Genomic DNA, 24,868 nt, shown 5'->3' with positions numbered 1-24,868 from the left:
AAAAAACAGCTTTCCAACATGCTTTAGTAACACGGTTTGCATTTAAATAATAAAAAGTATTCATATTAATTTAATCGCCTATTGAGAAGAGATAAGTATTAAAATAAATCATAAATTTGAATTATGAAAAAAGACCTAGAAACCCGCAAAGATGTTTACTTATTGGTGTCATCCTTTTACATAAAAGTAAGGAAAGACGAGGTGTTAGCGCCTTTTTTTAACGATGTTATAAAAGATTGGGATGCGCACCTAGAGCGTTTAACAACCTTCTGGGAAGCCAGTCTGTTTTTAAAAACAAAATACACAGGCAATCCTTTAGAAACGCATATTAAAGTAGATGCCGATAATAAAAACACAATCACCGAGCAGCATTTCGGACTTTGGTTAAACCTATGGCTAGAAACTATAGATGAGCTTTTTGAAGGTGATTTTGCTCAAAATGCCAAATTTAAGGCGCGTAAAATGGGCTCATTCTTATATCTAAAAATTTTTGAAGCTAGAATGGGGTAGTGGCTCATGTTTTTTTACTTTCAAATTTCATCTAAATCATCATAAAATTCAGTGAGATAATTTTAGAGGGTTTCTACCTACTTTATTCCAATATTTTATAACAGTTTTAACACTTAAGAATAAACTTAAATCCTTAAATTTGCACGACCTTAAAAAGGCCTTTATCATGCAAAAAAAACTAGCCAACATTCTTTTTTCAACACGTTTAACTTCAGTTTTATTTATTGCTTTTGCGGCGGCCATGGCAACCGGTACATTTTTAGATGCCGGACAAGATATGTCTCCAACGCCATACTCACGTAATTTAATTTATAATACATGGTGGTTTGAAGGTATTATGGTGTTTTTCGTGATTAACTTTTTAGGTAATATAGTTCGTTTTAGATTGTACAAAAAAGAAAAGTGGGCAACGTTCATTCTTCACTTAGCATTTATTTTTATACTTATAGGCGCATTTATTACGCGTTACGCAAGTTTTGAAGGCATGATGGCTATTCGCGAAGGTGACACAGAAAATTCGTTTCTTTCTCAAAAAACATATATAACCACTTACGTAGATGGTGATTTTCTAGTAGATGGTGTAGCGCAACGTCGTGTTTTAGAAACCGAAGTAGATTTTTCTGGACGTTTAGAAAACGATTTCAATTTAAATACAGAATACAACAAACAACCTATAAATATAAAATTAGAGAAGTTTATTGTTGGGGCAGAAGAAGATATTATTCCTGACGAAAACGGAGAGTCTTATTTAAAAATAGTAGAAGCAGGAACTAGTGGGCCGCATAATCATTTCTTAAAAGTAGGTCAAGTATCTAGTGTGCACAATGTGTTATTCGCATTAAATAAGCCAACCGATGGTGCTATAAATATTACTTTAGAAAACGATAACCTAACTATTAATTCGCCTTTTGATGGTGAATACATGACCATGGCAACGCGCGCTCAGGGTTTACTTGTAAAAGATAGTATACAGCCTTTAATTTTACGTTCTCGATATGTTATTGGTAACATGCAAATTGTATTTCCAAAGCCTGTTGTAAAAGGTGTTTTTGATGTGGTTAAAAAAGCAGAATTCCTTAAAAACGATGAAGATGGTCTGGTGTTAAAAGTAACCGCAAATGGGGAAACTAAAAGTGTTGGTTTACTTGGTGGTAAAGGCACAAATAGTAGCTTTAAACAAATTAAGGTAGGCGGATTAGATTTCGCTTTTAAATATGGATCTAAAAAAATAGAATTACCATTTTCTATTAAATTAAACGATTTTGAGGCCGAACGTTATCCTGGAACAGAAAGAGGTTATTCTGCATATTCTAGTGAGGTTACGGTTTTAGATGAGCGTGAAGAAGATTTTGATTACAAAATTTTTATGAATAATATTTTAGATCATGATGGGTATCGCTTTTTTCAATCGGGTTTCGATCCAGATGAAAAGGGAACTATACTTTCTGTAAATCATGATTATTGGGGATCGTTAATTACCTATATTGGTTACTTTATGCTTTATTTTGGTATGATGGCGATTTTGTTTTCTAAGCATTCTCGTTTTGGCGATTTAGAGAAACAACTCAAAAAATTAAAAGCTAAAAAGGCTAAGATTTTAGCTGTAGTTGTTTTATGTTTTGGACTTCAAGGTTTTGCTCAAGAACATTCTGCAAACGATGGACATAACCATAGCAACAAACCTACAAAAACACAAATAGATTCTGTTTTAAGAGCAAATATTACTCCTAAAACACATGCTTCTGAATTTGGTAATTTGGTGATTCAGGATTTAAGCGGGCGTATGATGCCTGTGAACACTTATGCATCGGAAATGCTTAGAAAATTAAGTAAACATGACTCTTATGAAGAGTTTGATGCTAACCAAGTCTTTCTATCTATTCAAGAAAGTCCACAGTTATGGTACAATGTGCCTATTATTTACTTAAAAACTAAAAAGGCCGATTCTATTCGCTATATGATTGGTGTAGGTTTAGATGAGCAATATGCTACACTAGCGGATTTTTTCACCGAAAGGGGAGAATATATTTTAGCACCCTATTTAGATGAAGCCTACAAAGCGCAAGTGCCAAATGGTTTTCAGAAGGAATTTAAAGAAGCCGATCAACGTGTAAATTTATTATTTAATACGGTTGAAGGCCGTTCGTTAAAAATATTCCCAATTCCAAATGATGATAACCACAAATGGATTTCTAATTTCGAATTTAAAGAAGACCCAACCGTTATAAAAGATTCACTTTACAACAATTTTGTGAAAAGCGGATTCCTAGCATATTTATATACTTTAAATGCTGCTAAAAAATCTGGAGATTTCTCTGAAGCTTCAAAACTTCTAAAGGCTTTTAAAGATACACAGCACAGATATGGTGGTTCGGTAATGCTTAGCGATCAAAAAGTAAAAACAGAAGTTCTATATAATAAGTACGATATTTTTAAAAAATTATTTAGCTGGTACATGTATGCAGGTACAATAATGTTTGTCTTGTTAGTTTTTCAAATATTTAAATCACATAGTAAAGGTTTAAGCACGGCAATTAAAGTATTCAAGTTTATCGTTATCGGTTTGTTTGTGCTGCATACAGCAGGTTTAATTGTACGTTGGTATTTGTCTGGTCACGCGCCGTGGAGTGATGCTTACGAGTCTATGATTTATGTAGCTTGGGCTACTATGTTGTTTGGATTACTGTTTGGAAGAAAGAGTGATTTAACCATGGCTTCTACCGCTTTTGTAACCGCAATGATTTTAATGATTGCGCATTGGAACTGGATGGATCCTGCTATTGCTAATTTACAACCGGTTTTAAATAGTTATTGGTTAATGATACACGTGGCAGTAATTGTTGCGAGTTATGGACCATTTACATTAGGTATGATTTTAGGTGTGGTGTCGTTATTCTTAATGATTTTCACCAATAAGGAGAATAAAGAAAGAATGCTCCTTAATATTAAGGAGTTAACAGTAATAAACGAAATGGCTTTAACCGTAGGTTTGGTTATGCTTACCATAGGAAACTTTTTAGGAGGTATGTGGGCCAACGAAAGTTGGGGACGTTACTGGGGCTGGGATCCAAAAGAAACTTGGGCGCTTATTAGTATCATGATTTATGCGTTTGTAATACACATGCGTTTAGTGCCAGGATTACGCGGACGTTGGTTTTTTAACCTTTGCTCAATAATTGCTTTTGCAAGTATATTAATGACGTATTTTGGAGTAAATTTCTACTTAGCAGGTTTACACAGCTATGCTAGTGGCGATCAAATTGTAAGTGTTAAGTTTATACTTATTGCTTGTGGAATTGTAGCTATACTTGGGGCTTTTGCTTATCGAGGGCATGTAAAATATTATAAAAAATAAAATAGGCAGGAGTTTAAGTCTTGTCAATAAAAAAGCAGTATTTCATAACTTATGAAATACTGCTTTTTTATTGAAGTAAATTAATGCTTCCTAAGTGTTTTTGCTAGCAATAAAAAATACTAACAAGACCTTGTTCTTAAGGTCTTCCTTTTAATCTTTTTTCAATTTTTTGTTTAACTGCAGTCAATCGCTTCATTAAGTCCATGATTTCTTGGTCTTTATCAACCTTGTATACGTCGTTTAGACTTAAAATAAGATCTTTAACCTCTCTCGAAGCTTCTATTCGTTCACTGGTAGTTTTAAAAGTATGTTTGCGTTGTTCAAATTCAACCGCTTTTTCAATTAGTTCCATATATAATAATCGTTTTTCTAGTAATTTTCTTGGAGTAAAACACGTTGTGTATTATTCACAATTCGACAATATAATAAAATATTATAAATTTTTTGATTTTACAGCAAAAATTTAGCTAAATTTAATGATTGAGAGGGTTATATATTCAAATTAAGGGTTTTTATAGTTTATTCTGAAAAAAAAGAGCTGTTTATTGAACTTATAAAAATGGCATTTTTTACTTTATTTAAAGCTTTTTTACTAATATCGTTTTTTTAAGCTTTTGTTAACAATTATCGGTCTTTTGATGTGTAATTTTATAGCATATTAATAATCAAAACTAAGATGAAAAAACTACTATTAATTTTATTAGCATTTACTACGGTTTACACAGTAAACGCACAGATTGAAACGCCACAACCAAGTCCAAAAGCAAAATTTGAGCAAAAAGTGGGATTAACGGATATTACTATTGAATATTCTAGACCAGGAGTTAAAGGACGTAAAATTTTTGGAGACTTAGAGAGCTTTGGGACTATTTGGAGAACAGGAGCAAATGAGAATACTAAAATAACATTTAGTAATGATGTTGAAGTTGCAGGAAAAGCATTAAAAGCTGGTACTTATGCTTTATTTACACGATTAATTTCGGCTACAGAATGGGAGTTTCTTTTTTATACCGATACTAATAATTGGGGAACACCTCAAAATTGGGATGATAGCAAAGTAGCTGCATCTGCAAAAGTAGTTGTTGAGGCTATGCCTTTTGTTGTGGAAACATTAACTATTGATATTAATAATATATCTAACAATGGCGCTAATTTAGAGCTAATCTGGGATAGTTCTTATGCTGTTTTGCCGTTTACTGTTCCAACAGAGCAAACCGTTTCAAAAGCTATCGATAAAGTAATGGCTGGTCCTGGTGAAGGAGATTATTACGCTGCAGCTGCTTATTATTTAGCTGAAGGAAAAGACATGAAAAAAGCAACAGAATGGATTGATAAAGCTGTTGAAATGACTAAAGATAATCCACGTTTTTATTACTTACGTAGACAAGCATTAATTCATGCTGCAAACGGGGATAAAGCTGGCGCTATTAAAGCTGCAAAAGAATCATTAGTTTATTCTAAAAAAGCTGGTAACGATGGTTATATTAAAATGAACACAGCTTCTCTAAAAGAATGGGGTGCTATGTAAAATAGTTTTACTGTTATGTAATTAACAGGCCTTAATTATAATATTGAAAAACTCAACGGTATCATATCGTTGAGTTTTTTTATGCGTAAAATTTTGGTTGCTGGGCATATTAATTCTGTTTTTGTTATCGGTACTAAGCATGTAAATCTTCATATTAAAAACATTTTTTAACAAAACTTCTTACTTACTTTAAAGAGATTATGTTAATATTTGTGAAGCTTATGTTTCTAATATGGATATTCGTATTTATAACTTAAAAGAAGTTGACGCAATTATAAATTCATAATAAAAAGAGATGAAATTATTTAAAAATGTTGTTATAAACTTGGTTATTGTAATAGCTTTTACTTCATGTAATTCTAAGGTAAAGTCTAAAGACTTAACAGAGGTTACTTCGGAAAAAAATAAACAGCCGAATATCATTTGGCTTATGGCGGAAGATATGAGTACCGATTTGGAAGTTTACGGTATGCCTCATGTTAAAACCCCTTTTTTAAACAAAATGGCTAACGACGGTGTCAGGTTTAATAACGCTTTTGTAACCAACTCTATTTGTTCACCAAGTCGATCTGCTATGATGGTTGGCGTACATCAACTAAAATCTAACACACATAACCATAGAAGCAATAGAGACGTTCCTTTAGATTCTCAATTTAAACCGTTTACCAAATTGCTTCGAGACGCAGGTTACACCACTATTTTGGGACACCATGGTGTTATGAATAAAGGTCGCAAAATCGATGTCAATTTTAAACATAAAGCTATAGGAGCTTGGAACGGTAAAGATAAATTCGGTTTATTTGATAAACACGATACTTTTAATAAGGAAGACGAACCCTTTCTTGCGCAAATTCAATTAGCGGTTACACACCGTGGAGATTGGTGGGATAGTATTCGGGAACAATCAACACACCCTGTTAATCCAGAAACAGTAACACTACCACCGTACTTGGCAGATCACCCTGCAATACGTTTAGATTGGGCAAAATATCTAGACCAAATTGAATATATGGACAATGAGGTTGGCATGATTTTTAAGGAGTTAGGAGAAAAAAATATGGCAGATAACACCATTGTTATTTTTATAGGAGATAATGGACGTAGCAATATTAGAGGAAAAGGTTATTTACAAGATACAGGTTTGCGTATTCCTTTTATAGTATACTATCCAAAATATTTTAAAGGTGGACAGGTTAGAAACGATGTCGTTAGTGCTACAGATATTACGGCATCTATTATTGATTTTGCTGGTATCGATGTACCAAGTTACATGACAGGGAAACCTATTTTTAAACCTGATTTTAACCGCGAATTCACTTATGCAACCCGTGATTTATGGGACGAGATAAACGAGAAATCTAGAGCTGTAACGTCTGGTGATTGGGCATATATTAGAAATGATATGCCAGAAGTACCGTTCGATTCTCATCAAGTGTATTTAGAATTCTACAGACCAGCCGTGCATATTATGCGTAAAATGTATAAGGATGGTATGTTAAACGAAAATCAAAAACCATTTTTCGAACCTACAAAATCTATAGAGGAATTATATAATTTAAAAGAAGATCCTCATCAGTTTGTGAACTTAGCTACTAATAAAGATTATAAAGACATTCTTGAGAAGCTACGAAACAAAACTTTAGAGTTTGATAAAAAAATGGCACCTGTTAACAATATTTATCATCCTAAAGACGTGCCAGGAAAACCTTTTATGGAATGGTTTAAAAAAGAACATCCACAAGCTTATATAGATATGCAAAATGGAGTAGAGGTTGGGCATAAGGCTTATGCTTCCGCTTATAAGAAGTCGAAGAAGTAAACTGATAAAACTCTTTAAGTGTAAACCCGCAACCATTTTTATAATTAGTCTACTTTTACAACCCATATGGATTCATTAACTCAAATTGTATTAGGAGCTGCCATTGGCGAGGCTGTTTTAGGTCGAAAAGTTGGAAACAAAGCGATGCTTTATGGTGCTATCGCCGGTACTATTCCCGATTTAGATGTGTTTGCTTCTTTTTTTACAGACACAGTTTCTGCGCTTGCCATACATCGCGGATTTACACATTCTATTGTGTTTTCCGTGCTTTTTGCACCTATTTTCGGGTGGCTTGTTTCTAGGTATGAAACATATAAGAATTTTAAAGATTGGTCTTGGTTGTTCTTTTGGTCGTTTGTAACGCATCCTATTTTAGATGCACATACCACATGGGGAACTCAATTGTTTTGGCCTTTCGATTTACGTTTGGCTTTCAAGAATATATTTGTTATCGATCCGTTATACACCGTGCCTTTTTTAGTCTTTTTAATTCTGGCTATGCGACAAAAACGTACCACCAAAAAGCGACGCTTTTATAACAACATGGGCTTAATTTTAAGCACGTCTTATTTAGGGATAACTTTGCTTTTAAAATGGGTTTCTTACACTAAATTTGAGACTGCTTTAAACAATCAAAATATTGCATATTTAGAAATTGATACGAGGCCTTCGCCTTTAAATACGATACTTTGGAGTGCAAATGTGCAAACGGAAGATGCTTATTTACTTGCTAATTATTCGTTTTTCGATACACAACCCATCACTTTTGAAAGTTATCCTAAAAATCATGAATTATTAGGGAATCTTGCTCAAGATGAAAGTGTAAAACGTATGATCGCTATTTCCGAAGGTTGGTATACTATCAATAAAAAAGATAATATGCTTTATTTTAATGATTTACGATTCGGGTTATTGAGTTTAGCACCCAAGGCTGAAAATTTTGTATTTAAATATAGAATGGATGTTGATGTTTCTGGAAAGGTTACGTTCACAGAAGAACCTAAAGATAATCACGATGGAAAAAAGCTGATTTCTGAATTATGGCAGCGTTTAAAAGGAAATTAATTTTAGTTTTTTAAGTAAAACATCACCATTTTTTCGTGTAAACCTGTTTCAGTTAATTTCTTTCGCGTTTGATATAAGAAATCTTTCCTATTTTGAATATCTTGTCAATCAAAATTAAAAATCTCATGAATATTACTGCTGCATATACCGATCTATATCAAATCACAATGGCTCAAGTCTATTTTGAAACTAAACCCGATGGACGAGCGGTATTCGATTATTATTATCGACATAATCCATACAATAGTGGGTACTCCATTTTTGCAGGATTGGAAGATGTATTGGATATTCTTGAAACTTTGAAATTCTCAGATTCAGATATTTCATATCTAAAAGAAAAAGGATTTGAAAATGAATTCTTAGAATATTTGAAAAATTTTAGATTTAGGGGAAACATTCGTTCTAGTAAAGAAGGTGATGTTGTATTTCCGAATCGACCAATATTACAGGTGGAAGCTAATATTATTGAAGCTCAAATTATAGAAACTGTTTTGCTTAATATTCTTAATTTTCAAACTTTAATTGCAACTAAGGCGAGTAGAATTAGGCGTAGTGCTAAAGATGAAATTCTATTAGATATGGGCTTACGTCGCGCTCACGCCACGGGTGGTTACTATGCTTCTCGAGCAGCTGCTATTGGTGGTTTTGATAGCACGAGTAACGTTAAAGCGGCCGAAGATTATAATATTCCATCGTCGGGTACTATGGCACACTCGTTTATTCAAAGTTACGATAGCGAATTAGAGGCTTTTAGAGATTTTGCAAAAGTACGTCCAGAAAACTGTGTGCTTTTAATAGATACCTATAATACGCTTAAACTAGGTCTTCCAAATGCGATTAAAGTCGCCAAAGAAATGGAAGAAAGAGGTGATAAATTATTAGGCGTACGTTTGGATAGTGGCGATTTAGCGTACTTATCTAAAAAAACAAGAACAATTTTAGATGAAGCTAATTTGGAGTATGTAAAAATTGTAGCGTCTAATCAGTTAGATGAATATGTTATTAAAAGTTTGAAGGAACAAGGAGCTCCAATTGATATTTTTGGAGTCGGCACCAATTTGGTTACCGGAAAACCAGATGCAGCGCTAGATGGCGTTTATAAACTATCGGAGTACAATGGAACACCAAGAATTAAACTTTCTGAAAATATTATAAAGGTTTCATTGCCTTTTAAAAAGCAAGTTTACCGTATGGTAGATGCTAATGGCATGTTTTATGGAGCAGATGCTATCGGACTTTTTATTGAAGATGAGGTTTCACAAATGGAACACCCTTTTGATATTACTAAAAAATTAGATTTGAGTAGCTTTAAACACGAACCACTTTTAGAAATGGTTATGGAAGAAGGGAAAAGAGTAGTGCCAACACGAACAGTTACCGAAATTTCAAAATATTCTCAATCTCGTTTAGAGCAACTTCCTAATGAATATAAGCGTTTTCAAAACCCGCATATTTACAAAATAGGTTTAAGTCCTTCTTTAAAGGAAGAACGTGATGCTTTAATTAAAGAACATAAAATATAAATTGAGCAGAAGAGATTAAAAGCGATACAGAGTTTTTGTTCTTTTCAAACGGTCGATAATAAAAAGTTATATTATGAAAACGCTTCTAATAATTGATGTACAAAACGATTTTATGCCTGGCGGATCGCTTCCCGTTCCGGAAGGTAATCACATTGTACCTGCAATTAATAGCATTCAAAATCATTTCGATTTGGTTGTGGCTACACAAGATTGGCATCCAGAAAATCATATTAGTTTTGCGGCTAATCATGAAGGGAAATCTAATTTTGATGAAATTGAAGTTCATGGAAAACCACAAACCTTATGGCCTGTACATTGCGTGCAAGGCACTTTAGGCGCAGAACTTCATGCTGATTTAAAGACTAAAAGTTATGAAGCTATTTTTAGAAAAGGAACAGATAAAAGTATTGATAGTTATAGCGCTTTTTATGACAACGGACATTTAAAATCGACTGGCTTAGCTGGTTATTTAAAGGAAAAGGGAACTACAGAACTTTACTTATGTGGATTAGCATCGGATATTTGCGTTTATTTTTCTATTTATGATGCTGTTGAAGCTGGATTTGATTGCTTTTTTATTGAAGATGCTTCCAAAGCACTCGATAGTGAAGGGTTTGTCGCTATAAAGGAAAAAATGACTGCTATGGGCGTGAAAATTATAAATTCTGAAACTATTTAAACCCTTTTTATTCTGAACAATAATTATAGGTTTTTTAGAATTTCTTATAAATTTAATGATCAAGTTTTTTGAGCCTGATAAATAATTCTCTTCCTGCTCTTGTTTGATGAGAATTATAGCATGCATCCATCAATGAAACATCAAAATAAGGTTTGAAATAGTCTAAATATTCAGCTTTAGAACCACCAAAAGGCGGGCGCGTTTCATTTAAAGGTGCATCGAATAACAAGCCTATAATCTGTCCTGTTTTGTTTAGAAGGTTAAAGGCTTTTTCCGCGTAAGCGTGTCTTAAATTTGGATTTATAGCACAGAAAAAAGTTTGTTCCATAATGATATCAAATACCATATCAATATCGAAAAAATCACCATGAATTAGATGGTTTTCAGGAAAAGATGGAACTCTTAATTTTAAATTTTCTAAAGCCGTTTTCGATAAATCTATAACATAAACGTGCTTAAAACCTTTGTTGTGTAGATATTCGGCTTCATGAGAATTACCACCACCCGGAATTAAAATTTTTAAATCTTTATTAGTTAAACCATCGAAATATGCTTTCAACGGCGGAGATATTTCGCCTAAATCCCAACCTGTATCATGTAACTTGTATCTGTTATCCCAGAAACTCTCGGTTAAATTCATTAATACGATGCGGTAATAACATTAATCAGTTCACTTTTTTGAAGTACGCCAGATTGTCTCCAAACTTGTTTTCCTCTTTTAAATAAAAGCATAGTAGGTACACCTCTTACTTGATATTTTTCAGCAATGGCTTTATTTTTATCAACATCAATTTTAATAATAGAAACTCTGTTTTTTAAATTATCCTTTACATCTTTTAATATAGGGGTCATCATTTTACAAGGGCCGCACCATTCGGCATAAAAGTCTACTAATACTGGAGTTTCTTGGTTTATTAATTCTGAAAATTTATTCATACCTTACTTTGTTTTATTTATCAAAAGTAATATTCCAAACACCTCTAACTTCATTAATTTGATACCCTATGGCTTTATCCTGCGGGTACAAATTATTTAGTTTTAATAATACGGGTTTTTGAATGTCGCTATTTGGTTTTCCGTGACATTGCAATCACATGGTATTTGTAGAAATAGGGTAGTACACCTGCACTTTACTATCTGTTAAATCTACTATGGGTTTTGGTTCTATATTATTTTTAATATCGTTTTTAAAGGCCTTAATATACGTTAATTCTTTTTTATTTGCTTGATTATTTTGATTTCTAGGTTTATCGGAAACGCGTTTAATTGTAGCGTTTTGCGCTACCGCCATACTATCGGTTAGTGGGTAGGCTTTTATATTACAAAAAGCGACGGCTTCTAGTGTGCCTTTTTCCTGTATGGTTCGCATTAAATTTTTACCTAAAATAGCTTGAGTAGCTAAGGCATATTTTAAACCACGCTGGGCATAAGTTAGCGTATCTGTAGAGGTGTTTTGCAATTGTTTCCCCATACCTTGTGCGTTACGCTTGCGCATGCCTTGAGGACGCTTATTACCTTGTTGCTCATTAAAATGGGCTTCAAACCAATCGGGTTGTTCAATATTAAAATCATACATATAATCGGTTATTTGTGCGATGGTTTCTTCTGAAAAAGATAATTTTGGCATAATCCCAAAACGTTTTACGGCACCAAACATTTTAGCATCTTCGGTGTTTGGATTTTTAACCCAAGCTTGCATGCTTTCGGTAAACTCTGCCTTTGTTGTTTCACTATTGATGTAACGTTTTTTTATAGCAATCATTGGTGGTCCAATCCTGTTTTGTTCACTAGCAGACGGACTATGGCAGGCGTAACAATTGTTTTCCATGAGCTTTTTTCCTGGATGATTGTTAGATTCCCTGGCTTCATCGAATGCAGAGTATGTTTTGTTTTTAGAATTATTACAACTAAAAAATAACATTGCAAGTAAAGAAAAGACTAGTAAACGTTTCATGCTAATCGCTTTATTTAGAAAACTTACCTGTTGCGCAACTCACAAAAGATTTTGCTTTGGTTACTAGGTTATTATGGCCGTCTATAGATGGGTAGCCTAATGATTTTAGTTTGTCTATTACGGCAAAAGCGTCGTCTTCGTTTATGTAATTGAATGAAACTTTACTATCATCGGTATGTACCTCAATATTTGTAATGTTTTTAATTTCTGCTAATTTTGTAGTGATTGTGTGTGCACAGCCACCACAGTTTAAATTTTGTACTATTATTGATGTTTTCATTTTTTATATGTTTTTAAACCATGTAGGTTTATTTGTAGTTTAATATGCCTCCTTTTAAATCGTAGATTTCCATAAAACCCATACCTGCTAATTTGTTAGCGCATCTCCTGCTTCGAGCACCACTTCTGCAATAAACATATACGGCTTCGTTTTTGTTTAATGCATTAAACTCTAAATTAAATTCTTCTGATGATGAGTCTATATTTATAGCATTTTGAATGTGTCCAAAATTAAATTCCTCAGGAGTTCTTACATCTACTAATTGCACTTTTTTACTTTGCGTTTGTGCTTTAAACTCTAAAAGATCTAAAACTTTAATGATGTTATCCTTGTCGGATTTAGAGCAAAATAGTGTTGAAAATATTGACATAACTTTAATTTGTTTCTATTATTAACGGTATAATGGAGTAAAATTAATCTATTAGGCAAGTTTAGTTAGTAACCTTTGTTACATTGAGTGTATTGAGACGTGTTGATTTAGAAGTTTGTGCAACTAGGTTTAGAGACTAGTTTATTTACCATTTAAATTCAGGTTTAAATAGTTTAAAATGTATAAGAAACAAGATATTTAAAAACTTCTGCTATAGGTATTCTATAGCAGAAGTCTTTAAAAGAAAAAGGGGGGTACTATGTATGGGGAAATTAGGCGATAATAGCCTCTTTTGTTTTGGTATTTCGCTTGCTAAAAGCAATAACAGGTATATCTACTCTGGTTTTTATTTCTTTTACCAAATCTTTACGAAATGGATTATCTAATCTAAATTCATGCTTACGTTCTAACATGGCTAGCATGCTGGCATTTTCACTATTTATAACGCTTATAATACCCGATTTTATTTTATCGGAAGCTATGGTTTTAAACGTTATATCTTCATAAGAGACCTGTTCCAAAAGCATATTTTTAAATTGTTCCATTCTTTCTCTAGCAGTTGTAGTATCTGTATGATAAATATGTACTATCTCTATAAGAGCTTCAAATGGACGAACAATTTCTATAAGTTTTTTTATAGGAATAATGTCTTGTTGTTCGAAATCCGTAGCATAAACAATAGTAGAAATACAGGTGTAATCTATACCGTTCGGAATCATCATAACCGGGAAATTAACACGATCTAATAATTCGTTAGCTATATTGCTTGCGAAAAATCCGCGGTGGCTATGGTCATCTTTCATACCTAAAATAACAAGGTCTGGAGATAATTTTTTAGCCGTATCAATAATGGCATCTTCTACTGAAGTGTTTTCTACAGCATGAATTTTTATTGGTGTTTCTCTAAATTCATTTTTAAGGTGTGTTTCGCAGAATTTCTTAACAATATCTTTTTTTTCTTCCTTCATTCGATGCTGTAATTTTTCAACAGGTTGAATAACAGAAAGATGAATGGGAGGGAAATCGTAAACGTGTAAAACGTGTAAATCGGCTTTCATTATGTAGCTAAAACGATAAGCATATTTTAATGCAGAAGCATCGTTTTTAGTACAATCTGTGGCGTATAGAATAGTTTTCATAATCTTGGGTTTTTAACATCTTAAAGTTATTGATTTTCATTGCTTTAAAAAATGATATTTATCATGTTATCTAAAAGTGAGGTACATGTATATCTATAGATGTGTTAGTTTATTTCTTATAAAAACACGTTGAATATGAAAGTGAAAATAAAAAATCGATTTATTTTTAAAAACTGATATTTGTCATGTTTTACTACGGGTTTAGACAGTAATTTAGCGGTATAATTGTACGTTCTTTAAAAATCAGTAGTCATAAATTTTATAACGTATTTAGACTACTATGGATTGCTAGATGAGTTTTGTTTTCTTAATACTTAATAACGTTCAATAAGGTGTATTAGGTTTTAGTGAGAGTTAATAAATGTAATCAAGCAGTTCAAAAAAAATGAAATAGGAGTTTTAAAATCCTGTTTCTTAGTAAAGTTATAGTTGGTTAGTTCGCATTATCTCAGTAATGTGTAAAAAGGGGAGTGTTTGTTTAAAACGTTCCCTTTTTTTTGTGCATAATTTAGAGATGAAAGCGAAATAAACTGATAGATATCATTTTTTATTTGATGCTAAATACTTACATTTAAGCATAAATCTTTTAGTATGAGAAGAGTTTTACTGCCCACCGATTTTTCTGATAACGCATGGAGCGCTTCTCTTTATGCGCTTAATTTTTTTGAACAAGAAATCTGTACCTTTTATTTTCTAAATTCGGTAGCGCTTACGCGGAATATGCTATCCAACCTTTCAGATAGATTAATAAAAGAAATGTCTGCTGTAGCAATTCAAGAACTTTTAGATTTAAAGGAATTGGCAGAAACTAGCGCCCCCAACCCAAAGCATACATTTGAAACTATTTTAAGTACCCAAGATTTATATAAAGCCGTTGGCTATGCTTGTGAAACCCATGATATAGATTTGGTGGTTATGGGAACAAAAGGAGCAACGGGCGCAAAAGAGTTTTTCTTCGGAAGTAAAACAGTAAACGTAATAATGTCTATTAAAGCATGCCCTGTATTATTGATACCAGAAGAGTTCGATTTTGTTCCGCCTAAGCAAATTGCTTTCCCTACAGATTACAATCGGTTTTATAACCTAAAAGAGATAAAGCCTTTAAAAAGCCTAGTCGATTTGTATCAACCTAAAATTAGAATTGTACATATTACTGAAGAAAAAGAGCTGAGTAATATTCAAAGTTTTAATTTAAGAATGTTAAAAATTTATTTTAAAAAATATGATTTCAGTTTACATTGTATGCCTAAATATGCCGAGAAAGCTAAAGAAATTAACGATTTTATAGAAGAACTAGATATCGATGTACTAGCTATGGTGAAATATAAACATAGTTTTATTGAGAAAATAATAAATGAACCTGTGATAAAAGAACTCGGATTTCATTGTAAAATACCGTTTTTGGTTATTCCTGAATAATGACACATTTTATTATTATAAAATATGATTAGAAACCCAATATGCTGTAGGTGATTTCTTGTTATTCCGTGATCGTTTTCAGTTAATATCTATTTTTATTCGTAACAACAAATAAGTTGTTATTTTTGAGGAATGAGAGTCAATAAAACTTCATTTCTTTTTTTCTGGTTTATAGCCTTAAATATTTTTTGTTTTGTGAGCCATAACTTGGTTGCTCAGAATAAAAAAGACAGTACATTATTCTACTATAAATCTATTACCGAACTTAAAGATGTAAACTATATAGGTAAATCTTTCGGCTTTTTTCAAAAGAAAGTAGATCAGCAATTATTGGCTGGTAATAGTATTAAAGCGGCTTATTATTTAGAATTAATAGCACTTGGGCAATTTAAAATGGGATTTCCTTACGAGAGTGAAGTTGCTAGTGTAAAGGCTTTAAAATTATTAGATGCCGTAAAAGATAAAGCTAAATCTAATGATGCCAAAGGACGATTATCTAACCAATTAGGGATGATTTATCGCAGACTAGAAGATTTTGAAAATGCCAGACGTTACTACAACCAAGCTTCAGAATTAAATAAAGAAACAAAAGATAAAATTGCCATTATTACTAATATTGGTAATACCTATGCCGACGAAAATAACTTCAATAAAGCGACACAAACTTTGTTATCTTATTATGATGATGCTACAAGTTTAGAAAACTCTGAAATTAAAGCAACTTATTTTGATAATTTTGGATATTTCAACCTGAAAATAAAAAACAATAGAGCGTTGAAAGAAATGGAAAAGGCTTTAAAATTGAGGCTAGAACTGGGAGACTTATCGGGGCTTTTTTCTAGTTATCGCCATTTATCTTTGTTTTATTCCGATAAGGGAAATAGAACAAAGGCGCGTTATTTTGCAAATAAAGTAAAATCACTTTCCGATAGTATCCAAACACCAGCTTATCAACTCGAAGCTTTGGCTTTAAAACTAAACCTTGAAAATAATTCTGATTTTAAAAAATATATCGATTTAAATAAACAGCTAATAAGCGAAAAACAACTAAGAGAAAATAAGTTTGCTGCCATAAAATATAATTTAAGTAGAAACGAACAATTGCTAGAAGAAAATGAAACTAAACTTTTAGTAAGTGAGTTTGAAAAAGAAAAAGAAATAACCTATAAATGGCTGTACTTAACTCTATGGGTGTTGGTTATTATATTGTCTATTTTAATATTTATAGCATTAAAATCAAAACACAGAGAAGACCGCGTTAGGGAAGTTTATGTTACCGAAAAACGAATTTCTAAAAAAGTGCACGATGAGGTTGCTAATGATGTTTACCAAGTAATGACAAGGCTTCAGTATGAAGAAAGCAGCGAAAAGGAAGAGCTTCTAGATGAGTTAGAACATATTTATAATAAAACTAGAGATATATCACGAGAAAGCGGAACCATTGATTTGGAAACTAATTTTAGTTTTGTTTTAAACGATTTATTATTGGTTTACGAAACGGAAGGTTTGGTTATTATTACCAGAGGTTTAATGGATATAAACTGGGATACTATTTCTGAAATAAAAAAAACAACCATTTATCGGGTGCTGCAAGAGCTTATGACTAACATGAAAAAGCATAGTGAAGCCACTCTTGTATCTATTTCTTTTAAAAAAAATAAAAATATTTTAGAGATAAACTATATGGATAATGGGGTGGGAGCCGAGTTAAATAGACTTGGTGGTCTTGAGAATGTGGAAACCCGTATTCATGCATTAAAAGGAACCGTTATCTTTAGCACCAAAATAGGTAATGGGTTTAAAGTTAACGCACGGATATAGTATGTTTCATAAAGTTTTAATTTCGGATGATCTGGGGATTATAAACCAAGGGGTTTCTACAATTTTGAAAAATTTGAATATAGAAAATGTTTCTAAAGTTCAATATTGCGATGAAGCTTATTTAAAAATAAAAAAAGCAAAATTAGATAACCAACCCTTCGATTTACTTATCACAGATTTATCTTTTATAGGCGACCATAGAGAGCAAAAATTAAAATCTGGTGAAGATTTGATAACATTGGTTAGAAAAAAACATCCAGAATTAAATGTTATAGCTTACTCTGTAGACGATAGATTGCAACAAGTTAGACGCTTAGTGGCTTTAGGTATTAACGCTTATGTTTGTAAAGGGCGTAATGGTGTTAGCGAGCTGTCTCAAGCGGTACAAAGTGTGTACGAAGGTAAGCAGTATTTTTCACCCAAAATAGCCAAGGCTTTAGACAATAAATCTAATTTAGAGATAGATATTTTTGATGTTGAATTACTCCGTAATATCTCAATAGGTAAATCTCAAGAAGAAATAAGTGCTATTTTTAAAGAAAAAGGAGCTTCGGCATCTAGTTTAAGCTCTATTGAAAAAAGATTGAACAAACTTAAAATTCAATTAAACTCGAAAAACACCATACATTTAATAGCCATAGCTAAAGATTTAGGATTAATTTAAAAAAAAAAACAGGGCTTTTACGGAAACCCGTAAAGATTAACCCTACAGTAGTAGTATTTTTGTAATAGCTATTAATAAAGCTGTAGGGAGCTTTTAAACTCTGTGTTGTTAGGGCACAGAGTTTTTTTTAAAATTAATAAAATTTTGTCTCCGTTAAAGCGCCTTTCCTTTTTATGAATGAGGTCCTTCTTTTTTGCTTATTTGTTATATTCGTAAACCACAACTAGACCAAAACACCATGTTAAAACCATTTCTGTTATTATCTATTATATTTTCATTACTAGGGAATGCTCAAAACCCAATAACGAAAGCACAAGGTGTATCCGATCCTCACATTCGGGTGTTTAATGATACTATTTATTTGTATAGTGGACACGATTCAAATCCGACAGATAAAATATGGGATATGAAAGATTGGCGGGTTTTCTCTTCTACTAATCTATTAGATTGGAAAATGGAACAAGCTATTTCTCCTAAAAATAATTACATGGCCGATAATAGTACCGATTGCTGGGCCAGCGATGCGGCAACTAGAAATGGGAAATATTATTTCTATTTTTCCGATAGAAAGCGCGGTATTGGTGTTATGAGTGCCAATAAACCAACCGGTCCGTTTACAGATGCTTTAGGGAAACCACTGGTTTCTCCAATGCACGATCCCACAATTTTTATTGACGATAATGAGAACAAAACACCATATATTATTTATGGAGATAAATCGGATGCATATTACATTGCGGAACTAAATAGTGATATGATTTCTACTGCTGAAGCACCTAAACTTATTATAATAAATGGTGCGTCTTGGGAGCAAGCTCCAGAATGGATGGATAAAAATTATTTGTTTAAACATAAAGACACTTATTACTTAAGTTGGGGACGCGAGTATGCTACATCCAAAAATATTTACGGACCTTATAAAAGTTCTGGAGCTTTTGGAAAGGGGCATCATCTAGACGAATTTGCACACGGAAGTTTCTTCTGGTGGAAAGGTCAGTTTTATCATATTTGGTGTTATTATATTGAAGATGGCTTTAAATTTAGAGAAACTATTATCTCCTATTGTCATATTACGGATAATGGAGATATTGTTACAGATACTAAGTTTTTAGATGAACATTTTAAAAATGGAGTAGGTCAATATGATGCGTCTTGGAATAAAATTGAAGCCGAATGGTATTATGATAAATCTGAAGGTGTTGAGAAAAAAGGAACTCGAGATGAAGGTTTTTGGTTGTCTAATATTAAAAATGAAGCTTGGGTGAAATTTGCAAATGTGAACTTTTCAAATAAGGCATCAAAAATTAAAGTTACTTTAAAGAACATCCAAGGTAAAGGGCGTATTGAAATACGAGAAAATAGTATTTCGGGTTCTATAATCGGGCAAATTGAATTGGAATCTACCAAAAATGAAGAGCCACAAGAACTTCTTTCAATCATAAAAAAAATGAAAGGTAAAAAGGATATATACCTGAAGTTTTCCGGAAATAAAGCATTTAAAACAGAACTAGATTATTTTAAATTTGAAGAATAAAATAATTGTTTAATCAGAATTGAAATTGCATTTAGTAATCTCCGTTTAAAAATTTAGTTTAAGAAAATATCTTCTTTTAAAACATGATATTATTTAGGTTTTTCACTCTAAAATTCACTTAATTTTAGAGCTTAAAATCATGTGATATTGAAACTTACAAACATAGCAAGCACTGTTTTATTGGTCGTTTTTACGTTGTTTTCTTGTAAAGAAAAAACATCGCAATATGTAGCAGCTTCAGGCAACATAGATAATATTTTTGCATCAACTGCTCAAATTCCAGATAATCATTTTTTAGGAGATCAAAGTTGTAAAGCATGCCATGCTAATCAATTTAATTTATGGCAAGGCTCACATCACGACAAAGCTATGCAAGAGGTTTCAGACTCTAGCATTTTAGGGAACTTTAACAATGTAAAATTTAAAAGCCAAGACGTTACGTCTCATTTTTATAAAAAAGGAACCGATTTTTTTGTTAATACCGAAGGTCCTGAAGGTACTTATCAAGATTATAAAATAGTATACACTTTTGGTGTTACACCTTTACAGCAATACATTGTTCAGTTTCCAAACGGGTATTATCAATGCTTAAGAACGGCTTGGGATACCGAAAAAGGCAATTGGTTCGATTTGTACCCAGACTTTAAAGTTGTCCATTCCGAGTGGTTGCATTGGTCTAGAGGCGGATTAAATTGGAACAATATGTGTTCCGATTGTCATTCCACAAATGTTAGAAAAAAATACGATTTCGAGTCGCATAGTTATGATACTAAATACGCCATAATTAACGTGAGTTGCGAAGCCTGCCATGGGCCAGGTAAAACCCATGTGGAGCAAGTTAATTTAAAAGGAAAAGACTATAAGTTTAGGGGAGATTTAAAAATGTCGGTTGGAACTGCTCCAAAAGATTTAGTAGATCAATGTGCACGATGCCATATGCGGAGAGAACAGGTATCCGAACATTTTAATTTTGAAGGCACAATGCTCGATCATTACTTTCCTGAATTAATTAATACCAGAACCTATCATCCAGATGGTCAAATTTTAGATGAAGATTATGTTTACGGTTCCTTTGTACAGAGTAAAATGTATCATAGCGGTGTAACCTGTATTAATTGTCATGATGCACATTCATTAGAGCTTAAGTTTGAAGGCAATAATCTATGTGCACAATGCCATGTTCCGGAAACTTACAACACGCCTAGCCACCATTTTCATTCAAATAATTCCGAAGGAGCAAAATGCATTAATTGCCACATGACGGGTAAATATTATATGGGAAATGATTTTAGAAGAGATCATAGTTTTAGAATTCCAAGACCAGATTTAAGCTTAAAATACGGAACACCTAATGCTTGCGTACAATGCCATGCCGATAAAGATAATGCTTGGGCTTGGCAGGAGTTTAAAAAACAATATGGCGAGCCCGATTATAAACATTTCTCAGAACTTCTTGCTCCTGGTTTAGTCGGTACAGAAAATGGGTTAAATAATTTACTAGAATTAGCCAAAGACACCTTGTATCCAGATATTGCAAGAGCTTCTGCTGTTAGTGGTTTAAATAATTATTTCGATGCAAATACCGTCGATAATTTAATTAGTTTTTTAGATGATAAATCGGCACTTGTAAGAGGTGCGTCTTTAGATGTTTTAGGGGCAGTAGATTCTAAAGATTATGTAAATTATTTGCTGCCAATGCTTAAAGATGATAAGCGCTCGGTAAGAGTTAAGGCCTTTTATACCTTAGGTTTTTTAGATGAAATTCAAATACCCGAAGAATACAAAGCGGTATATAAAAAAGTTAGAAAAGAATTTGATACTAAATTAAGTAGCACAGCAGATTTTGTAGGAGGAAGAATAAAAAGAGCAGATTACAACTTGCAAAAAGGTGATTTACAAGCCGCTATTCGAGGTTATGAAAGTGCTTTAGAAATTGACAATATAAATAACATTGTGCGAACCAATTTGGCTAATTTGTATTATAGAAATAACGATTTTCTAAAAGCTGAAGTGGCTTATAAAAAAATTATAGAATTAGAACCTGATTATGCAGTAACGTATTATTCGTATGCCTTGCTATTGGCCGAATTAAATAGAGTAGACGATGCTATAATACAAATGGATTTAGCGATAAAACATGGTCCGGAAAACATTAGGTTTTATTATAATTTAAGTTTACTCTACGATAAAGTGAATAATTTAGAACAAGCTGAAAAAATAGCGGCACAAGGTTTAAAATTAGATACTAACAATGAGAGTTTGCTCTACGTACTAGCTTATATTTATAACAAAGGAAATCAAAGAAATAAGGCAATAAATATTGCTTCTAAATTGGTGCAATTATTTCCAAATAACACACAATATGCAGGTTTCTATAATCAATTAAATAGAGCTAATTAGCCTTGTTTAGGGAGTTAAGGTGTTTTTGTTATTTTTTGATAAATTGAAATTAATTGTTAACTTTTTATTTGTTGTTGTTTTGTAATGTTTTAAAAATAAGGGTGTTGAAAAATTTCGCCGAAAAGTTTATGATAATTATCATCTTTTAGGTTTTTGTTTTTGAAGACATTTAGTACGTCTTATATCAATTTAAATCTTCCAGAAAAACATGAATTCTCAAACATTACAGAAGCCTCGAAAAACATATTCTAGAGACGAAGCTTTACAAGCAGCACGTAATTATTTTAAAGGTGATGAATTGGCCGCTAGTGTGTGGTTAAATAAATATGCTTTAAAAGATTCGGCTAATAATATTTACGAGAGCACTCCAGATGAAATGCATCAAAGAATAGCTTCAGAAATAGCACGAATTGAAAAAAAATATGCCAATCCAATTTCAGAACCTGAGATATTTGAAGTCATTAAAAACTTTAAATATATTGTGCCACAGGGAAGCCCGATGGCAGGAATTGGAAACCCTTTTCAAATAGCATCTTTATCGAATTGTTTTGTTATAGGAAATAATGGGGAATCCGATTCTTATGGAGGCATCATGAAAATAGACCAAGAGCAAGTACAATTAATGAAACGTAGAGGTGGCGTTGGTCACGATCTGTCTCATATTCGTCCTAAAGGTTCTCCTGTAAAAAATTCAGCATTAACCTCGACTGGTATTGTGCCGTTTATGGAGCGTTATTCCAACTCAACTAGAGAAGTAGCTCAAGATGGTCGCCGAGGTGCATTAATGTTATCTGTGTCCATCAATCACCCGGATACCGAAGCCTTTATTGATGCCAAATTGGAGCAAGGTAAAGTAACAGGTGCTAATGTTTCGGTTAGAATTGATGATGCTTTTATGAAAGCCGTAAAAACCAATAGTAGCTACACGCAAAACTATCCTGTAAATAGTAAAAAACCACTTTATACTAAAACGGTAGAAGCTCATCGAATTTGGAAGAAAATTGTACATAATGCATGGAAATCGGCAGAACCAGGGATTTTGTTTTGGGATACTATTATTAGTGAGTCTGTACCAGATTGCTATGCCGATTTAGGATACAAAACCGTCTCTACAAACCCATGTGGAGAAATTCCTTTATGTCCGTATGATTCTTGCAGGTTATTGGCGATTAATTTGTTTTCTTATGTTGAAAAACCGTTTACAAAACAAGCTGAATTCAATTTTAAGTTATTTAAAAAACATATCGTTATTGCACAAAGAATGATGGATGATATTATTGATTTAGAGTTAGAAAAAATTGATAAAATTTTAGCTAAAATCGATTCAGATCCAGAGCAAGAAGATGTAAAAGCTATAGAAAGAAACCTTTGGATAAATATTAAGCAAAAAGCTAAGGAAGGTAGAAGAACTGGTATTGGCATAACAGCAGAAGGAGATATGTTAGCCGCTTTAGGTATTCGTTATGGAAGTGAAGCGGGCAATACATTTTCCACGGAAGTGCATAAAACATTATGCATTGAAACCTACCGAGCTTCGGTTACATTGGCAAAAGAACGAGGAGCTTTTTCCCTTTTTGAAGCAGACCGAGAAAAAGAGAATCCTTTTATTTTGCGTTTAAAAGAAGCAGATGGCCAATTGTATTATGAAATGTTAGAGTATGGACGTCGAAATATTGCTTTGCTAACCATTGCTCCAACAGGTACAACGAGTTTAATGACGCAAACATCCTCTGGCATAGAACCTGTTTTTATGCCTGTTTATAAACGAAGAAAAAAAGTAAACCCAAATGATAAAGATGCTCGTGTAGATTTTGTGGATGAAGTAGGAGATTCTTGGGAAGAATATATCGTTTTTCACCATCGTTTTAAACAATGGATGGAGATTAATAATATAGATTCTTCAAAACATTTTACACAACAAGAACTCGATAAATTAGTAAAACAATCGCCTTATTATAAAGCAACATCCAACGATATTGATTGGAAAAGTAAAGTCGCTATGCAAGGGGCCATTCAAAAATGGGTAGATCATTCAATAAGTGTTACGGTTAATTTACCAAATAATGTTAGTGAAGATTTGGTGGGCGAGTTGTATTTAAAAGCTTGGGAAGTAGGTTGTAAAGGTGTAACTGTTTATCGCGATGGTTCTCGAGCAGGCGTTTTAGTGGCAACTGATGCTAAAAAAGAAGAACAAGCTGTAAACGATAATTTTTCAAAAAAACGACCTTTGAGTTTAGAAGCCGATGTGGTTCGTTTTCAGAATCAAAAAGAAAAATGGATTGCTTTTGTGGGCTTGGTAGATGGCAGACCTTATGAGGTTTTTACAGGGTTAACCGATGATGAAGATGGTATTATAATTCCGCGTTGGGTGGATAAAGGTTTTATTATTAAGAATAGAAATGATGATGGATCTTCACGTTACGATTTTCAATATAAAAATAAACGAGGCTATAAAACAACCATAGAAGGCTTGTCTCATAAGTTTAATCCAGAGTTTTGGAACTACGCTAAACTTATTTCTGGAACCTTGAGACATGGCATGCCTATAGATAAAACGGTAGAGTTGATACAAAGTTTACAGTTAGATTCAGAATCTATTAACACCTGGAAAAACGGTGTGCAACGCGCATTAAAACGCTATGTGAAAGATGGTACTAAGGCTAAAGGACAAACCTGTGAGAATTGTAATTCCAACGAATTAATATATCAAGAAGGTTGTTTAATTTGTCAGGATTGCGGATCTTCTAAGTGCGGTTAATCTAAAATAATAAGTAAAAAAAAGTGATAGCTAGAGTGTTTTATTTCTCT

19 protein-coding genes and 1 pseudogene are annotated in these 24,868 nt (G+C 32.8%); 13 read left to right on the top strand and 7 right to left on the bottom strand.

The window, feature by feature from the left end; all coding sequences use genetic code 11:
* Positions 1–123 precede the first annotated feature (123 nt).
* Both GQR98_RS18630 and ccsA read left to right on the top strand, forming a co-directional pair.
* Positions 124–510 carry a group III truncated hemoglobin gene (locus GQR98_RS18630; RefSeq protein ID WP_159020973.1) on the top strand — a complete coding sequence of 129 codons (387 nt, stop codon included), beginning with the start codon at positions 124–126 and terminating at the stop codon, positions 508–510.
* A gap of 166 nt (positions 511–676) precedes the next feature.
* Entirely contained in the window at positions 677–3,865 is a 3,189-nt protein-coding gene (gene ccsA, locus GQR98_RS18625) for a cytochrome c biogenesis protein (protein ID WP_159020972.1), read from the top strand.
* 136 nt (positions 3,866–4,001) lie between these two features.
* Here ccsA and GQR98_RS18620 read toward each other — a convergent pair whose 3' ends face one another.
* On the bottom strand, positions 4,002–4,217 hold the full coding sequence (locus GQR98_RS18620; RefSeq protein WP_042498369.1) for a hypothetical protein: 216 nt from the start codon (positions 4,215–4,217) through the stop codon (positions 4,002–4,004).
* 324 nt (positions 4,218–4,541) lie between these two features.
* Here GQR98_RS18620 and GQR98_RS18615 point away from each other — a divergent pair, with 324 nt between their 5' ends.
* The 5 genes from GQR98_RS18615 to pncA all read left to right on the top strand — a co-directional run bounded on the left by GQR98_RS18615 (position 4,542) and on the right by pncA (position 10,479).
* Positions 4,542–5,393: a DUF2911 domain-containing protein gene (locus GQR98_RS18615; RefSeq protein ID WP_159020970.1), complete on the top strand. Its 852-nt coding sequence runs from the start codon at positions 4,542–4,544 to the stop codon at positions 5,391–5,393.
* A gap of 295 nt (positions 5,394–5,688) precedes the next feature.
* On the top strand, positions 5,689–7,212 hold the full coding sequence (locus tag GQR98_RS18610) for a sulfatase-like hydrolase/transferase (RefSeq protein WP_159020968.1): 1,524 nt from the start codon (positions 5,689–5,691) through the stop codon (positions 7,210–7,212).
* 66 nt (positions 7,213–7,278) lie between these two features.
* Entirely contained in the window at positions 7,279–8,277 is a 999-nt protein-coding gene (locus GQR98_RS18605; protein ID WP_159020966.1) for a metal-dependent hydrolase, read from the top strand.
* Between the two features lie 125 nt (positions 8,278–8,402).
* Positions 8,403–9,800 carry a nicotinate phosphoribosyltransferase gene (locus GQR98_RS18600; RefSeq protein ID WP_159020964.1) on the top strand — a complete coding sequence of 466 codons (1,398 nt, stop codon included), beginning with the start codon at positions 8,403–8,405 and terminating at the stop codon, positions 9,798–9,800.
* 73 nt (positions 9,801–9,873) lie between these two features.
* A complete protein-coding gene (pncA, locus tag GQR98_RS18595) occupies positions 9,874–10,479 on the top strand; it encodes a bifunctional nicotinamidase/pyrazinamidase (RefSeq protein WP_159020962.1) in 606 nt (201 codons plus the stop codon).
* Positions 10,480–10,531: 52 nt separating this feature from the next.
* Here the strand turns inward: pncA and GQR98_RS18590 are convergent, their stop codons facing one another.
* The 6 genes and pseudogenes from GQR98_RS18590 to GQR98_RS18565 form a co-directional block, all read right to left on the bottom strand.
* Complete coding sequence (locus GQR98_RS18590) at positions 10,532–11,119, bottom strand: methyltransferase domain-containing protein (protein ID WP_159020961.1); 588 nt, start codon at positions 11,117–11,119, stop codon at positions 10,532–10,534.
* Positions 11,119–11,415 (bottom strand): thioredoxin, encoded by a 297-nt coding sequence (gene trxA / locus GQR98_RS18585; RefSeq protein WP_159020959.1) that lies wholly within the window; start codon positions 11,413–11,415, stop codon positions 11,119–11,121. The genes GQR98_RS18590 and trxA overlap by 1 nt, the downstream gene beginning before the upstream one ends.
* A gap of 13 nt (positions 11,416–11,428) precedes the next feature.
* Positions 11,429–12,400: pseudogene (locus GQR98_RS18580) on the bottom strand (DUF3365 domain-containing protein).
* Between the two features lie 43 nt (positions 12,401–12,443).
* Positions 12,444–12,713, bottom strand: coding sequence for a heavy-metal-associated domain-containing protein (locus GQR98_RS18575; protein ID WP_159020957.1), 270 nt, complete (start codon positions 12,711–12,713; stop codon positions 12,444–12,446).
* Positions 12,714–12,741: 28 nt separating this feature from the next.
* A complete protein-coding gene (locus GQR98_RS18570; RefSeq protein WP_159020956.1) occupies positions 12,742–13,083 on the bottom strand; it encodes a rhodanese-like domain-containing protein in 342 nt (113 codons plus the stop codon).
* Positions 13,084–13,355: 272 nt separating this feature from the next.
* Positions 13,356–14,222 carry a universal stress protein gene (locus GQR98_RS18565; protein WP_159020954.1) on the bottom strand — a complete coding sequence of 289 codons (867 nt, stop codon included), beginning with the start codon at positions 14,220–14,222 and terminating at the stop codon, positions 13,356–13,358.
* Positions 14,223–14,813: 591 nt separating this feature from the next.
* Here GQR98_RS18565 and GQR98_RS18560 point away from each other — a divergent pair.
* The 6 genes from GQR98_RS18560 (at position 14,814) to GQR98_RS18535 (ending at position 24,818) form a co-directional block, all read left to right on the top strand.
* Positions 14,814–15,641 (top strand): universal stress protein, encoded by an 828-nt coding sequence (locus GQR98_RS18560; RefSeq protein WP_159020951.1) that lies wholly within the window; start codon positions 14,814–14,816, stop codon positions 15,639–15,641.
* Between the two features lie 195 nt (positions 15,642–15,836).
* Complete coding sequence (locus tag GQR98_RS18555; RefSeq protein WP_159020949.1) at positions 15,837–17,462, top strand: hypothetical protein; 1,626 nt, start codon at positions 15,837–15,839, stop codon at positions 17,460–17,462.
* 1 nt (position 17,463) lies between these two features.
* Positions 17,464–18,126 carry a response regulator transcription factor gene (locus tag GQR98_RS18550; RefSeq protein ID WP_159020947.1) on the top strand — a complete coding sequence of 221 codons (663 nt, stop codon included), beginning with the start codon at positions 17,464–17,466 and terminating at the stop codon, positions 18,124–18,126.
* A 238-nt stretch (positions 18,127–18,364) separates the two neighbouring features.
* Positions 18,365–19,660 (top strand): family 43 glycosylhydrolase, encoded by a 1,296-nt coding sequence (locus tag GQR98_RS18545; RefSeq protein WP_159020946.1) that lies wholly within the window; start codon positions 18,365–18,367, stop codon positions 19,658–19,660.
* A gap of 147 nt (positions 19,661–19,807) precedes the next feature.
* Complete coding sequence (locus GQR98_RS18540) at positions 19,808–22,060, top strand: HEAT repeat domain-containing protein (protein WP_233268050.1); 2,253 nt, start codon at positions 19,808–19,810, stop codon at positions 22,058–22,060.
* Between the two features lie 208 nt (positions 22,061–22,268).
* Entirely contained in the window at positions 22,269–24,818 is a 2,550-nt protein-coding gene (locus GQR98_RS18535) for an adenosylcobalamin-dependent ribonucleoside-diphosphate reductase (RefSeq protein ID WP_159020944.1), read from the top strand.
* The last annotated feature ends 50 nt before the right edge of the window (positions 24,819–24,868 follow it).

It is taken from the genome of Algibacter sp. L3A6 (genome assembly GCF_009796825.1).
In the GTDB taxonomy this organism is placed as follows: Bacteria; Bacteroidota; Bacteroidia; order Flavobacteriales; family Flavobacteriaceae; genus Algibacter.
The sequence above is the reverse complement of the archived record's forward strand: the minus strand, read 5'-3'. Positions and strand labels throughout refer to the sequence as shown.

What these genes read in the sequence shown, in the direction of transcription:
- GQR98_RS18630 (WP_159020973.1), top strand. Translation starts at nt 124, where the DNA reads ATGAAAAAAGACCTAGAAACCCGCAAAGATGTTTACTTATTGGTGTCA.
- ccsA (WP_159020972.1), top strand. Translation starts at nt 677, where the DNA reads ATGCAAAAAAAACTAGCCAACATTCTTTTTTCAACACGTTTAACTTCA.
- GQR98_RS18620 (WP_042498369.1), bottom strand. Translation starts at nt 4,217, where the DNA reads ATGGAACTAATTGAAAAAGCGGTTGAATTTGAACAACGCAAACATACT.
- GQR98_RS18615 (WP_159020970.1), top strand. Translation starts at nt 4,542, where the DNA reads ATGAAAAAACTACTATTAATTTTATTAGCATTTACTACGGTTTACACA.
- GQR98_RS18610 (WP_159020968.1), top strand. Translation starts at nt 5,689, where the DNA reads ATGAAATTATTTAAAAATGTTGTTATAAACTTGGTTATTGTAATAGCT.
- GQR98_RS18605 (WP_159020966.1), top strand. Translation starts at nt 7,279, where the DNA reads ATGGATTCATTAACTCAAATTGTATTAGGAGCTGCCATTGGCGAGGCT.
- GQR98_RS18600 (WP_159020964.1), top strand. Translation starts at nt 8,403, where the DNA reads ATGAATATTACTGCTGCATATACCGATCTATATCAAATCACAATGGCT.
- pncA (WP_159020962.1), top strand. Translation starts at nt 9,874, where the DNA reads ATGAAAACGCTTCTAATAATTGATGTACAAAACGATTTTATGCCTGGC.
- GQR98_RS18590 (WP_159020961.1), bottom strand. Translation starts at nt 11,119, where the DNA reads ATGAATTTAACCGAGAGTTTCTGGGATAACAGATACAAGTTACATGAT.
- trxA (WP_159020959.1), bottom strand. Translation starts at nt 11,415, where the DNA reads ATGAATAAATTTTCAGAATTAATAAACCAAGAAACTCCAGTATTAGTA.
- GQR98_RS18575 (WP_159020957.1), bottom strand. Translation starts at nt 12,713, where the DNA reads ATGAAAACATCAATAATAGTACAAAATTTAAACTGTGGTGGCTGTGCA.
- GQR98_RS18570 (WP_159020956.1), bottom strand. Translation starts at nt 13,083, where the DNA reads ATGTCAATATTTTCAACACTATTTTGCTCTAAATCCGACAAGGATAAC.
- GQR98_RS18565 (WP_159020954.1), bottom strand. Translation starts at nt 14,222, where the DNA reads ATGAAAACTATTCTATACGCCACAGATTGTACTAAAAACGATGCTTCT.
- GQR98_RS18560 (WP_159020951.1), top strand. Translation starts at nt 14,814, where the DNA reads ATGAGAAGAGTTTTACTGCCCACCGATTTTTCTGATAACGCATGGAGC.
- GQR98_RS18550 (WP_159020947.1), top strand. Translation starts at nt 17,464, where the DNA reads ATGTTTCATAAAGTTTTAATTTCGGATGATCTGGGGATTATAAACCAA.
- GQR98_RS18545 (WP_159020946.1), top strand. Translation starts at nt 18,365, where the DNA reads ATGTTAAAACCATTTCTGTTATTATCTATTATATTTTCATTACTAGGG.
- GQR98_RS18535 (WP_159020944.1), top strand. Translation starts at nt 22,269, where the DNA reads ATGAATTCTCAAACATTACAGAAGCCTCGAAAAACATATTCTAGAGAC.